Origin of the sequence: Synechococcus sp. R70.1 (genome assembly GCF_047461675.1) — a bacterium.
GTDB lineage: Bacteria > Cyanobacteriota > Cyanobacteriia > Thermostichales > Thermostichaceae > Thermostichus.
Genome location: NZ_JANSHR010000015.1, coordinates 1 through 12,628 on the forward strand (window position 1 = coordinate 1; position 12,628 = coordinate 12,628).

Annotated in this window: 9 protein-coding genes; 3 read left to right on the forward strand and 6 right to left on the reverse strand. The window is 60.3% G+C overall.

What is annotated here, in order from left to right:
- The 4 genes from NW807_RS01580 to nrdJ form a co-directional block, all read right to left on the reverse strand.
- The coding region (locus tag NW807_RS01580) for an argonaute PAZ domain-containing protein (protein ID WP_414425106.1) at nucleotides 1-1,155 on the reverse strand (1,155 nt) is incomplete at its 3' end.
- 245 nt (nucleotides 1,156-1,400) lie between these two features.
- Nucleotides 1,401-1,871, reverse strand: a complete 471-nt coding sequence (locus tag NW807_RS01585) for a hypothetical protein (RefSeq protein WP_414425107.1) — start codon at nucleotides 1,869-1,871, stop codon at nucleotides 1,401-1,403.
- Nucleotides 1,872-1,905: 34 nt separating this feature from the next.
- A complete protein-coding gene (locus NW807_RS01590; RefSeq protein WP_414425108.1) occupies nucleotides 1,906-3,006 on the reverse strand; it encodes a hypothetical protein in 1,101 nt (366 codons plus the stop codon).
- A 156-nt stretch (nucleotides 3,007-3,162) separates the two neighbouring features.
- Complete coding sequence (gene nrdJ, locus NW807_RS01595; RefSeq protein ID WP_414425109.1) at nucleotides 3,163-6,642, reverse strand: ribonucleoside-triphosphate reductase, adenosylcobalamin-dependent; 3,480 nt, start codon at nucleotides 6,640-6,642, stop codon at nucleotides 3,163-3,165.
- A 230-nt stretch (nucleotides 6,643-6,872) separates the two neighbouring features.
- Between nrdJ and NW807_RS01600 the strand changes: the two genes are divergently transcribed.
- From NW807_RS01600 to NW807_RS01610, 3 genes are all read left to right on the forward strand, one after another.
- Entirely contained in the window at nucleotides 6,873-8,087 is a 1,215-nt protein-coding gene (locus NW807_RS01600) for a site-2 protease family protein (protein WP_414425110.1), read from the forward strand.
- Between the two features lie 90 nt (nucleotides 8,088-8,177).
- The gene (locus NW807_RS01605) at nucleotides 8,178-9,485 is read left to right on the forward strand and encodes a M16 family metallopeptidase (protein ID WP_414425111.1); all 1,308 of its coding nucleotides are present in this window, start codon (nucleotides 8,178-8,180) and stop codon (nucleotides 9,483-9,485) included.
- A 38-nt stretch (nucleotides 9,486-9,523) separates the two neighbouring features.
- Nucleotides 9,524-10,786 carry a M16 family metallopeptidase gene (locus tag NW807_RS01610; RefSeq protein WP_414425112.1) on the forward strand — a complete coding sequence of 421 codons (1,263 nt, stop codon included), beginning with the start codon at nucleotides 9,524-9,526 and terminating at the stop codon, nucleotides 10,784-10,786.
- A 356-nt stretch (nucleotides 10,787-11,142) separates the two neighbouring features.
- On the opposite strand, the gene NW807_RS01615 is transcribed toward NW807_RS01610, so the two are convergent.
- Nucleotides 11,143-11,811 carry a DUF1997 domain-containing protein gene (locus NW807_RS01615; RefSeq protein WP_414405470.1) on the reverse strand — a complete coding sequence of 223 codons (669 nt, stop codon included), beginning with the start codon at nucleotides 11,809-11,811 and terminating at the stop codon, nucleotides 11,143-11,145.
- The gene (gene hisIE, locus NW807_RS01620; RefSeq protein ID WP_414425113.1) at nucleotides 11,771-12,445 is read right to left on the reverse strand and encodes a bifunctional phosphoribosyl-AMP cyclohydrolase/phosphoribosyl-ATP diphosphatase HisIE; all 675 of its coding nucleotides are present in this window, start codon (nucleotides 12,443-12,445) and stop codon (nucleotides 11,771-11,773) included. Before hisIE ends, NW807_RS01615 begins: the two co-directional genes overlap by 41 nt.
- Nucleotides 12,446-12,628: the final 183 nt, after the last annotated feature.

Genomic DNA, 12,628 nt, shown 5'->3' on the forward strand with positions numbered 1-12,628 from the left:
ATTGGGTGACCACGGCATAACGACCAAAACGGTTTTGATCCCTTGCTCAGCCCAGGTTTGCCAGAACCTTTTTCGGGCGAGATCGCCCTCAGGCAAGTCTTGCTGAGTGGCATAGAAGTCTACTTCAATTTCCGCGCCGCTTTTTTGGGCTACCTCAAGCAAGCAGTTGAGCACTTCGCTAGGGTACTCTCGCTTGTCGTCATAGAGGTTTAGACATGCAAACTTGGTCTCGCCTACCTTCGCACATCCCCGGTATCTAACCCGAGCAGGATTTTCAACTGGTCTGCGACCCGATCCCAATAGCTTTGGCTTGGGCAGGATGTAGCCTTGGGTCTTTAGCGGCTTAATTTCCTCAGGGGAAAGTTTGTAGACTTCCTTTATAATGGTCCTCGCAGTCTCTTCGGACTTTTCGAATCGTTCTTTCAAACTTTTTCTGATGCACTCGATAACAGCGGCGCTAACTTTTCCGCCAGGGCTTCTGTTGTCTTCTAGACTGGCTAGCATCTCCAAGGTTAAAGCAGGCGATAACCTTCGGGAGAGATGGGGATAACGTCTTTCCTTTGATGCTACTTCGACTACCCAAGAGCTCTCAACTTCTTCTACAAGTGCATTGTACTTCTGCAAATGATACTCCGCCAGACTGATGTTCTGCTCTGGTAACCGAATCTCCCATGGGGATTGGTTAGAAAGAATACCCAGATATTTCCAAGTCAAACGTTTGCCGTTCGCATCAAAGTATGTATTTCGCACAATCTCGATTGGAACGTCCGGATAGCTTTCCAACCATTCATGCAAAGTCCACGGCGTGTAGAAGCGGTAATGAATATCGACTTCTAAGTAAAGCTTTCCGTCTGGTTCGACGGCAACATCTATCATTCTCCCTCTGTGGATTTCCCAGCCTTCTCCGGAAAGTTCTACCCCTTTCTGAGCAGTCACCCACCAGAGCAGGCCGCCTCCTATCCATTCGACTTCAGTTTTCTTGTACTGAGATTTAAGGCGCAACCCTATCCTCTTGCGCTCAAAGCTTTCGAGGGCGCTTCTTTCTTGAGCATTGGCACAGGTTAGAACCCTAAGCCCACGCTCTTCCAACTCCCACTCTGGTGTTTTGAGCTGGCTGGGCGAAACTCTTTCCTGCGTGATAATGCGACTTCCCAAACGAGCAGCTATTACATCTAGCCGATTGCAAACCCTAGCGATAGCTCTCTGCTCTTCTCCTAGCTCCGGGGGTGGGTTTGGCCTACAGTCGTACTCATAAAAGGTGAGGTCTTCCTGAGCTAGCTCCTTAACAAGAAAGCGATTGAGGATAACTGGAACTTCTTGCTGAAGCAGTCTCATTAGCAAACTTTGCGTTTAAGCTCCTCTCTAGGATAAGCCCTAATTGTCTCAATCGTGCCCCTAGGTCAGGGCTGAAACAACTCGGGCGGGGCCAGGTCATAGCTAAACGCCTCAGCTTCAAAGTGGCCGCTCATGCCCACCACTTGCCATTCGGCGCTGCGATTTCCCTGCTGGAAGCGCAACCGCTGCGCCCGCAGCGGTACTACCTGGAGGACCTCGGCTGGAAACGCCTGGTACTCTCCCAGGTACTGCCGGGGATCCGGCGGCAGGTCGGCACTGCTTTCGATTTGAATCCAAAACACTCGTCCCGCCTGGTTGCCGTAGGCCCGGATCTGCTCTTGGCCTTGGTAGTGCTCCACGCCGCGCAGCCGCTGCCGCCCCACTTGCATAGACTTAGCCCACTCCGGCAAGGGATCTCCCAAACCAATTGGCCAGGCCGGCCCGCCCAACCCCAGCCAACACACTAGGAGCAGAACCCAGATCCAGGGCCAGCGACGTGCCCTTCTGCGCGCAGGGATCCCGTCCTGAGCAAGCATTGGTTTCCTCCCCAGTTCAACTCAAAACTTGGTCTCAACGCAGGCGAAAGCCAATCCGACCACGTTCAATATCGAAAGCAACGTCGGCGTTGAAAAACAGGGGCATGCCCAACAGTTGCACGCTCTGGTTGCCGTTGACAAAGATCCGATCCCGGCTGGGCGTTACCGGAAAGCCAACCCGGATGCGGTAGTCAAAGGCTCCTCCCAGCACAGCTCGCCACTCCGAGCCTGAGGGTAGGGTAGCGGTGGGAAAAGGAGCGGATCCCAATAGTCGAACGTTGAGGAAGATGTCGGAAGCGCCGCTGTCAAATACGGTGGGGCTAGGGACATTTTGAATAGAAGTGTTGCTGATGCTGTAGGCCACTTGCAGAGCTTCATCCCGCCAGATGGGCGTGCCATCGGGAAAACTTCCCACCTGGGGCAGTGGCCGAAAACTGAAGCCAGCGGTGTTGGCCTCGGTCAGGCCGACGGTGAAAAGGCCCTGAGCAGACTCAAAGCCGCCGGTTTGGATGAGGTACCCCGAGCGAAAATTGCCCGGCAGGCGAGTGAGAGGGCTAAACAGGTCGCGGTCAGGGCTGCGCTCGTCCAACGAGGTGCCCAGGATCCCAGCAAAGGGCCGCCCTGGCCCAAATAGATAGTCGGAACAGCTGGCCACCAGCGGCTCCACACAGGTAATTTGGTCAATCAACTGAATTGTGACTGGCTCTCGGCTCTGGATCCCACCCAAGCTGAAGGGAGCGCGAGCCAGCACACCGATAAATTGCGTGCCATCGGCGAAGGTTACCGTGGAAGGGATCCCCGTCCGCTCTAAGCCAAAGCGCCCTGCCACCGACGACAGAATACGCAGCCCTGCTGAGCCGGTATCCAGAAGCACTTCAGCCTCGCTTCCAGCCACACCCACTGTCAAGCCCAGCAACTTAAAGCGGCTGGTGCCCAGAGTGCGCACCGCTAGAGGAATCGACCGGCTGCCCGGCTCAGGCGGAGGAGGGATCAATCCAGGAGGGGAGGTCCCAGAGCCCTTGAGGCTAGAACAGGCGATCCCCAGCAGCACCGCCAGCGCCAGCACCAGCCCCCTCAGCCTGCGCCAGATTTCCACCGTCCAGGCTTTCCTCGGGAGCTGCGCTCCTGTCTGCATCAGATCCTCCAGCCACCAAACGCTCGAGCAGGGAAAACCGGACCGTGCCAACCCCCCCTGCCCCTAGCTTGCCGAGGGGGCTGCCAAGGCGCGCAGTGCTCGGATTCCCGGCCAAGAACAGTGTAGCCAGAGCCCGAGGCGGGATCCCCCCCTCTGCTAACGGGACGGGTTCTCGCCCTGCGAGCTAGCCTCCGGCATCAGACAGCCGAGGGCATCACACCCTGCTGGACCCTCTGCTATTAGGGCGAGGTTGCGGTCATAGCGCGCCAGCGCCTCGTAAAAGTTGTCGGTCTTTCGTCTTTGCTTGACCTCGGCCATCAGCCGCTCGTAGGTGGCCTTGTCGATTTTCTCGAAGGGCAAGCGGGGGAAGGGAGCGTCGAAGCGGGCCAGCAGTGCTGCGCTGATGTAGCCCTCGTCGTCGCGGATGGCCTCGTAAATGCGGGATCCCAGCGCTTCGATCTCGTCCTCGCGCAGCTCGATGGTGGCGGAGGTGTTGTGGGTGGTGTAGTACTTTTGCACCTGCATGTAGAAGTCAAACTGAGCCAGGGCAGAGAAGCGCTCAACCTCAATCTCCTCGGCGCCGGGCAAATTGGCCCACTCCACCTCCACCGGCAGCTCCACCAACCACTCGGTGCAGCGGGGATCAAAGGGGTCGTTGAGCAGGTTGCCGTGCTCATCCTTGTCAGACTGGGCGGGCACCACCGAGTAGCCGTAGTCCAGGCAGGCCAGGGCCACGGGGTCGTTTTTGGCAAAGGTGATGCGGCGAATGTAGCGCTGAGCCTTGGGCGGGTGCCAGCCGGGAGAGGCGTTAGTCAGGAGCGACTTGGTGCCGGCAGGTTGAACGGTGGTGCAGCGGTTGGGGCGGCGCAACCCGTGACGGTCGCAGTAGTCCCAAACCACGCGGTGAACGACCTCCTTCCAGAAGCTGAGGTATTCCCGCTCCTGCTGCTTAAACTCCCGCCCCAGAGGCGTATCGGGCCTCCCTTCCTGCCACCAGCGCAGCCAGTCCACCCCAAAGGCTTTGACGCAAAAGTCAAATAGACCAGTAAACGAGACGCCGACAATGGGATCCCATTCCCTTGAGCGCTGGAAGCGGGGCTCGACAAAGCGGTGGTGCAATAGCGCCGCAGCCGACAGGGCCCCTGCCGTAAAGGCCTCCTCTTGCTCCTGGCGGTTGTGGGGATCTAGCCGGTTGAGGTGGATCTCAGCCAGATTGCAGTGGAAGTCGCATCCGATGATCTCACCGCAGTTGTGGACAACCAACCCATTGGCATCAAAGCAGCTTGGGCCGGGCACGGTGCAGTCATAGACCGGTTCCACGCCGTCAGGCTCCAGGGCTGCAACTGTAACCGTAAACCGCTCCCGGTTGAGCCGGCGCTGGTAGCTGCCGAGCAGTTCACCTAGCTTCTGAGCTTTGCGCGGTTCTCGAAAGCCCACCACTGCCTGAAACTGGTGCAGGTTGTCCCCGCTAATGACCAGCTCGTGCTGCACCTGGCAGGCGTAGGGGGCTGGCTGGCGCTTGCTATCAGGCAGCAGACGATACCCAGCGGGACGGCGATTCTCGTAGATGACCGAGACAATCCCTAGACGCGCCAGCATGCGCTGCACAGCTTTGAGGGTGTCCAGGTTGCTTTGGGAAAGCCGCACACTAACTCCCTTCTCTTGACCGCTCTGCACACTGCCGTCTGCGTCAAACAGGCCGCACAAAAAGCCGCGGTGGAAATCAAAGCTTGTGGCTTCCAGTGCCGCAGTCATTTGCTTCTGTCCTGGAGCCATGCCGAACTTAGCTGCCAGCTTCGCCAAGCCGGTGGAATGGATAACCCGGCCCTTCAGCTTGGGGTGATAACAGGTCTCTGGCCGGCGAGGTTCGTACCCTACCGCAGCCTGCAACAACTGAGCCGCATGGAGGCTCATCTCCTGCTGCGTATCCTGCCCATAGCGCAGTACAGCCGTGTCATTCCACTGGGTTGTGGCAAGGCTGCCGTCGCCCAGCAAATTCCCCAAGAGCCAGCCTTCCTCCCAGGTCCCCTCACCATCCCAGGGGGTTAGGTCGCGATGGTTGTGCAGCAGAATGCGGTCGCCCGGGCGGAGCTCTTCTGCCGGCACCCATTCCGTGTATTGCGCCTTTGGAGTCTGGGCAATGACTTTGAGAACACGATGGTTGCCCGTCAGCCGAAGAGAGAATCCCTCCTGGGTCACCAGCTTGAGCACGGGCTTGGTGCCGGAGTAGAAAAACCCCTCTGGGGTCGTGCTGAATAGCTCGCCGTTGACGTAGGTGCTGTGCTGCTTGCCAATAAGGTCTTTCACCTGGCGCGGGCCGTCGCCCGTGTGGATCCAAGTGTCTGCGGTAACGCAGGGGTTCAGCCCATACCGTTGCACCCTATGCCACGTTGGCGGTTGGACAGACGGAGAGCTACTAGCTGCCTGCCGCTCCTCTATCCAGCGCCTAGCTCCCTCGGGTCCCTCCGAGGCATAGACGTTGAGGAACTCCCGCTTCAGCTCGGGGGTGTTGATTAGGTCGGCGTTGGCCCGCGCTACGGCTTCCCCAGCCCACTGGATAGCCCCCTCGCCGGAGTAAAACTGCTTGCGCACGGCAGCAATGCACTCTTCCCGCGTTGGCTTGCGGTGAAATACCCGGGTGTGGTTGGCCATGCGCAGGGCATCTCGCTCAGGGTCAATTCTCCAGTTGCCCTGCTCGTCCTGCTGCCAGAGATTGTCTTTGGCGCTAGATCCCAGCTCGTCGTCGGCGGCAAACTGGCGCATACCTGCACTACGGCGGATATTCCCCGCCACCACCGTTGCGGCCGCCTCATCAATGAGCAGGCAGCACTCCACCGAGTTCAGTTGCCTGCCCACGGCTTTGTTGAGGATGGCGGCACAGCGCTGGTACAAGCCGGGCAGCTTGATGGGGTTGGCCACGCCCCCAAACCCTTTTAGCCGCTCCCCAGCGGGGCGCACATGGCTGAGATCCACCGTCACCTCCACCTGACCCCCAAAACTGGGATCCGCCGCCAGCTCCAAGAGAGCTTGGTAAGACTCCACCCAGCCGCGGCGGCTATCGCCCACCTGGATGTGCACGTGAGAGCCCTGGCGCTGGATGCGGGTGTGTTCCTGCCGCGCTTCGGGGGGGGTGGCACCAATGGATCCTACTACCTGCACCTCTAGGCGGTTGAGGATGGGGGGCAACTGGCTGATGAACTGAGGCTCCAGCACCGCTCCCGTGCCACAGCCCATCATGGCCAGATCCATCATCAGGCCAAAGGAGCGCCAGTCCACCACGGTGAGGCTAGTGCAGTTGTAGGCGCCGGAGTAGTTTTCCGGCTTCTGGATCCACTCGGTGCCCATCACCCACAGGGCCCGACCTGAGATCAACGCTTTCAACTGCCGCTGCAGACGTTCCAACAGCTCCCGCTCCTGGGGAGTAAGGCGCCCTAGGCGGGCAATATCGGCCAGGGTGCGATCGCAGACGTCACTCCAAGTCTCGCGGCTGCCATCGGGGCGGCGCCGACTATAGGTGCGGTAGAACACTGGGGCAGCCGTTGGGGCTGTCGCGGGGAACTCGTCTACAAAACCTGGCGCTTGTTCCTGGGGCGAGGGTACCGCTTTGCTCTGCTCGTAGGAGGAAGTCGATACCATAGCTGTTTCCGTCGTCCCCCAGAAAGAGGGACAAAAAAATAGGGCCACTGCGGCTAACCCGGCCGCTCTAGCAGGGTTGCCTGGTTTGCTGGACAGCTACCCAGGGTACCACAAGGATTCGCTGCGAAGTCCCGGAAAGGGCTAGAGTGGAAAGGAAGGGATCCCAAGGAGAAAGGTTGCCTGCTGTCCTAAAAGCCCTCCTGGGCAAGAGCTGTGTAGGAGTTAAGGCCATGACCAGTCGCCTGCGCATCGGGAATTTGTGGGGGATCCCCTTGTTCCTCGACTACACCTGGTTTCCAGCGGCTCTGCTGCTGGTGCTCTCCTACGGGGTGGTGCCAGCGGTGGGGCTTTTTCTTTCGCTATTGGCCCATGAGTTGGCCCACAGCCTAGTCGCCCGGGCCTATGGAGTACGGGTGAGCTCCATCACCCTGTTCATCTTTGGCGGCATGGCGGCCATTGAGCGAGAAGTGCCTCGCCCCCTGGGCGCCTTTTGGGTGGCTTTGGCAGGGCCCCTTCTCAGTTTGGGCTTGTTTGTCCTCTTCAGCGTGGCTGGAGCTTGGGCGGGGCCAGGGTCGCCGCTGACCTCAATGCTTGCCAGCTTGGCTGCCATCAACCTAGTGATTGCCCTGTTTAACCTGCTGCCAGGGCTGCCCCTGGATGGGGGGCAGATGCTCAAAGCAGCCATCTGGGGTTGGACAGGGGATCGGCAAAAGGGCATGTTGTGGGCAGCTCGAGCTGGCCAGGGAGTGGGCTGGGGCTTGGTGGGCCTGGGTCTAGTAGGGGTATTTTTGGGGAGCCTCAATGGCCTTTGGACGGGGCTAATTGGCTTGTTTATTTTGAATAGCGCCCGTCGCTACGAGCAGTATGCGCAGCTGCAGCGGGTGTTGGCTCGCCTGAAGGCCGCAGATGTCATGAGCCGCCGCTTTCGCGTGGTGGATGCGGGCATGAGCCTGCGGGAGTTTGTCGATCGCTACCTGATCCCTGCCTCCCTCCAGCCAGAGACCGCAAGAGGCGTTCAGGAAGTGTACTTTGCCGAGGAGGACGGTCGCTACCGGGGCTTGGTTAGGCCGGAACTGCTCAACGACATCGAGCGCAGCCAGTGGGATCACCTCACCCTCAAAGCCATTCTCAAGCCAATGGAGCAACTTCAAGGGGTGCGGGAGGAAACTCCCATTGTCCAGGTCATCCAGATGATGGGCCAGGCGGAGTCGCGCCGAGTCTTGGTCTTCACCCCCAGCGGCGCCATTGCCGGCCTGATCGATCGGGGAGACGTGGTGGCCGTAGCCGCGCGGGAGCTGGGAGTGACCCTGCCTAAGGAAGTGGTGCAGCGGGTGCGCGAAAGTGAGGAATGGCCGCCTGGCTTTCAGGTAGAAGAGAGCCTAGTTGGCGAGGGATCCCCCAGCTTGTCGTGGCCAGGATCAACGGATACCCCTTCCCAAAACTAGAAAGATGAACCCAATTGCTCCCTGAAGGCTCTCAGCGGCGGTTGTGCGAGTAAGATTAAGTTTGTTCTCTGCTGATTAAGAACTTTGACCTTGAGCCGCGCACCGCGTCTTCTTCCTGCTTACACCCATCGCCTAAACAACGGGCTAAGCGTCATTCTTCACCCCCTTCCCATTGCCGATTCGGCCACGGTGGACGTCTGGGTCCAAACAGGCGGGCGCAACGAGCCGCCGCAGTGGCTGGGCATATCCCACTTTCTGGAGCACATGGTCTTTAAGGGCAGCGAGCGGCTGGCCCCCGGGGAGCTGGACCGGGTTATTGAAGGGCGGGGAGGGATCACCAACGCTGCCACTGGCCAGGATTACACCCACTACTACATCACCGTAGCTGCCACCGACCTGCCGGATACCTTGCCCTATCTGGCGGAGGCAGTGTTGCGGGCTGGGATCCCTCCGGAGGAGGTGGAGCGGGAGCGCCAGGTGGTTTTGGAGGAGATTCGCCGCGCTGCCGACAACCTAGGGCACACGGCCTATCAGCTCCTCATGGAAACTGCCTTTGGGGTGGAGCACCCCTATGGGCGACCCGTGCTGGGCACGCCAGAAAGCCTGATGGGGTTGACCCCAGAGCTGCTACGCGCCTACCACCGCGGCTGGTACCGACCCGAATACATGACGGTGGTGGTGACAGGAGGCATCGATCCGGACCAGGTGCTGGCGCTGGTGGAAAGAGAGTTTGGGGATCCTGCCAGTGGCTCTGCCTGGACAAGGCCCCCAATCCCGCCTCAGCCCCGCCCCCAAGGGATCCTGCGCCGCGAGAGCACCCATACCCGCCTGGAGCAGGCTCGTCTAAAATTGGCCTGGCCCACCGTCAGCCTCGAGGCCTGGGAGCAGGTTTGCGGCCTGGAGCTGTTGGCCGCGGTACTGGGGGGAGGCCGCACTTCGCGGCTGGTGCATCTGTTGCGAGAGCAGCGCGGCTGGGTGAGGAGGGTGGGCTGTTCTTCACTGGTGCTGAAAGAGGGGGGGCTTTTTTGCATTAGTGCTCGCCTGGAAGTGGAAAACCTGGAGCGGGTGGAGGCAACCATCTTGCGCGAGGTTGAGAAGCTGCAGCAGGAGGGTATCGGTCAGGCTGAGCTAGATCGAGCGCGGCGCCTGCTGACCCACGAACTCCTCTTCTCTGCCGAGTCGCCTAGCGAGCTGGCAAGCATCTACGGCTACTACGAGACCCTGGTTGGGGTGCAGCGCCTGCAGGAGTACCTGGAGCTGTTGCAAGCGTTTACCCCAGCCCAAGTCCGTGAGCTAGCTCAGCAGTACCTCTCTCCGGAGGCTTACGTGGTGGCCTTGCTCAAGCCGGCTGCCTCTGGCGCTGCTGCGGCTTCGGAGCTGCAACTGGCCTGCCGGTAGGTCGATCCCTTGCCCCTAGGAGCTTCCCTCTCTTTGCCATGCAACGTGGCCGTTTACAGCGCCTTCGCCTGAGCAACGGCATCACGCTGCTGTTGGGCCAGAATCCGGCAACGGAAATCCTGGCTGCTCACTGTTTTTTTCGCGGCGGCAGCCGGGTGGAGCGACTGCAGCAGGCAGGCTTGAGCCACTTGCTGGCGGCTGTCCTCACCAAGGGCACCCAGCAGCGCGACTCCCAGGCCATTGCTGCCTGGGTGGAATCCCTAGGGGCTGGGCTTGGGGTGGAAAGCTCTGCCGACTGTCTCGAGGTCGGGCTGCAGTGTGTGGCGGCTGATTTCCCCGAGCTGCTGAAGTTGCTTGCGGAAATCCTCCGGGAGCCCAGCTTTCCGGAAGCGGAGGTAGAGCGCGAGCGGGAGCTGCTGTTGCAGACCATTCGCGCCCAACAGGAGCGACCCTTCAGCCTTGCCTTCAACCAGGTTCAGCAGACCCTCTATGGGGATCACCCCTATGCCCTTCCCGAGCTGGGATGGTTGGAGACGGTGGGATCCCTGACCCGGGAGGACTTGCTGGCCTACCACGCCACCTACTGCCGCCCGGAGGGAATGGTGATGGCGGTAATCGGTCCAGAGCTGCCGGAGACGATGGCGGCCCAAGTGGAAGCTGTCCTGGGAGATTGGGTAAGCACCAGCCCGCCTGCTCCTGAACTAGACCTGTCGCTGCCCCCTTTGGAGAAGCCGCAACTGCGAAAGCTATTCCAACCCACCCAGCAGACAACGATTGTGCTTGGCTTTCGCGGATCCCCCGCTGCTTCTGCGGATTATCCGGCCCTGAAGCTGCTGGCCACTTACCTAGGCAGCGGCCTGTCCAGCCGCCTGTTTGTGGAGCTGCGGGAGCGCAGTGGCCTGGCCTATGAGGTCTCGGCCTTCTTTGCCACCCGCCGGGATCCTGCCCCTTTTGTGGCCTACCTGGGCACGGCAGCGGAGAACACTCCAGTGGCCCTGGAGCGCCTGCAGGCGGAGATCCATCGCCTACACAAAACCCTCCTTAGCGATGAGGAAGTGGAGATGGCCCAGCGCAAGCTGTTGGGCCAGTATGCCCTCAGCAAACAGACCAACGCCCAGGTGGCGCAACTAGCCGGCTGGTACGAGATTCTGGGCCTGGGCATGGAGTTCGACCAGCAGTATTTGCAGAGGGTGAGGCAGCTCACACCTGCCCAGCTCCAGCAAGCCGCAAAAACCTACCTAGTTAACGCCGCCATTGCTCTGGTGGGGCCGGAAGAAGCTCTGGCAGCGGTTGAATTGTAGGCACGTGCCCCAGCAAGGGGTTGGCATTCTCCCCAACCCTGGAGGTGGGATTCTTTACTTACTCCTTGCAGGCTACACCAGTGCGCCGAGGTGGATGCCACCACCCACCCCTGAAGGGCGCTATTCTCCCGTTACCGCGGTCTGCCCACCTCTTGCGCAGCGCGGGGAGACCCAAGCGAGGTTCGGCGGGAACAGGATTGAGTTTTGGCAGCGGCTGTCTCTTCCAGGGCACAACTAGCGGAGGATTTCCGCGTCTGATGGTTCCTCCGCACCTCCCATCAAGGTCGTGTTTTTGAGGACAGCACGACGTTTACACCGGCTGGCGGGAAAGGCCGAGCAGCCTGCCCGCAACGGCATCACGCCCTATCCTCTACCGTAACCAAGCGATAGGGGTGATGGGGACGACCAACGGAGCGGTAGAAATCGCTGCAGACATTGTGAGTAAAGCGATTGCTGAGGCTGCGGGTAACCTGCTGCACCACTTGGCTGCCCACTTTCTGAACCAACTTGCGCGGCAGAACGTGCAAAAACTTGGGCAAATGCAGGCGCACATCCAGATGGAGATCCCAGTGGACACGGGTGGTGGCAGGGGATCCCGGCAGCTCCTCCAGCCGGAAGCTGGCCTGACAATCCACCCGATAGGGTAGGGCAGCATCCCCCGGCAGCTCAATGGAGGTGAGCCGAAATAGGTAATCTTCCTCCGGCCAAATCTTGATCCCAAAGCTGGGCTCCAGCTCAAATCCTAGGCCGCCCATGCGGAAGAACTGCAGCCTGTAGGTTTCAGCAGAGAGGGGCTCCACTCGCAACGGCTGGAAGCAGCGCTGGATCCACTGGCCATGGCCCCGCAGGTAACAAGCCAACGTCTCCCGATCGGTTTCCAGATCCACCTGGCCCCGTCGCCCGGCCTGCAACTCCAAGGGGGTCTTGGCTGGGGGCTGATCCATCTCCTCCAAAAGCGGCTCCCCTCCCTTGGACAGAGCACCTTCACTGAGGGGAACGACGGGCTTGGAGCTGGCGATAGACATCCCGAATATCCACCTGATAGTGAGCAAGAGCCACAAGGCAGTGGTACCAGAGATCCGCCACCTCGCGGGCCAGGGCTGTCTTGTCCCCCTCCTTTGCCGCCATCACCACCTCAGCCGTCTCCTCGCCGAGTTTTTTCAGGATGGCGTTGTCTCCCTTGGCCAGCAGGCTGCTGGTGTAGGAATCGGGCCGGGGATCCGCCTGGCGGGCCTTGACCACGGCAAACACCTGCGACAGGGTATCGGCTGCCGGAATGGGATCCCCTTGCAGCGTGCGGAAGAAGCAGCTCCGCGCCCCCGTGTGGCATGCCGCATCCCCCACCTGCTCCACCAAGATGACCAGCGCGTCGCCGTCGCAGTCGTAGCGGATTTGCTTGACCCACTGGACGTGGCCAGAAGTTTCCCCTTTGGGCCACAGCGCCTGCCGCGAGCGGCTCCAGAACCAGGTGCGGCCCGTTTCCAAAGTTTTCTGCAGCGACTCCCGGTTCATCCAGGCCATCATCAGCACCGTCCCATCCAGGTAGTCCTGCACGATGGCCGGGATCAAACCCTGTTCGTTGTAGCGGAGGCTGTCTAGACGAGCAACCTCTGCTTGTAGAAGAGGGCGGGGCAGATCTGCTGAAGCAGAAGAAGCCATAGGAAGCAGCAGAAAAGTATTGAAAGCAAGATAGCAAAACCAGCTTCAGAAAGGATATCCCTCCAGGTCCCAACCCCCCTTGGCCACTTTCAACAGTCGCAATCAGCCCGGCTGCTGTCAGAACCCAGGGGATGACAAACTTCACCCCGCAAACCAAGGGAACCTGGCCTAGCTTTGGCCTCA

What these genes read in the sequence shown, in the direction of transcription:
- NW807_RS01585 (WP_414425107.1), bottom strand. Translation starts at nt 1,871, where the DNA reads ATGCTTGCTCAGGACGGGATCCCTGCGCGCAGAAGGGCACGTCGCTGG.
- NW807_RS01590 (WP_414425108.1), bottom strand. Translation starts at nt 3,006, where the DNA reads ATGCAGACAGGAGCGCAGCTCCCGAGGAAAGCCTGGACGGTGGAAATC.
- nrdJ (WP_414425109.1), bottom strand. Translation starts at nt 6,642, where the DNA reads ATGGTATCGACTTCCTCCTACGAGCAGAGCAAAGCGGTACCCTCGCCC.
- NW807_RS01600 (WP_414425110.1), top strand. Translation starts at nt 6,873, where the DNA reads ATGACCAGTCGCCTGCGCATCGGGAATTTGTGGGGGATCCCCTTGTTC.
- NW807_RS01610 (WP_414425112.1), top strand. Translation starts at nt 9,524, where the DNA reads ATGCAACGTGGCCGTTTACAGCGCCTTCGCCTGAGCAACGGCATCACG.
- NW807_RS01615 (WP_414405470.1), bottom strand. Translation starts at nt 11,811, where the DNA reads ATGTCTATCGCCAGCTCCAAGCCCGTCGTTCCCCTCAGTGAAGGTGCT.
- hisIE (WP_414425113.1), bottom strand. Translation starts at nt 12,445, where the DNA reads ATGGCTTCTTCTGCTTCAGCAGATCTGCCCCGCCCTCTTCTACAAGCA.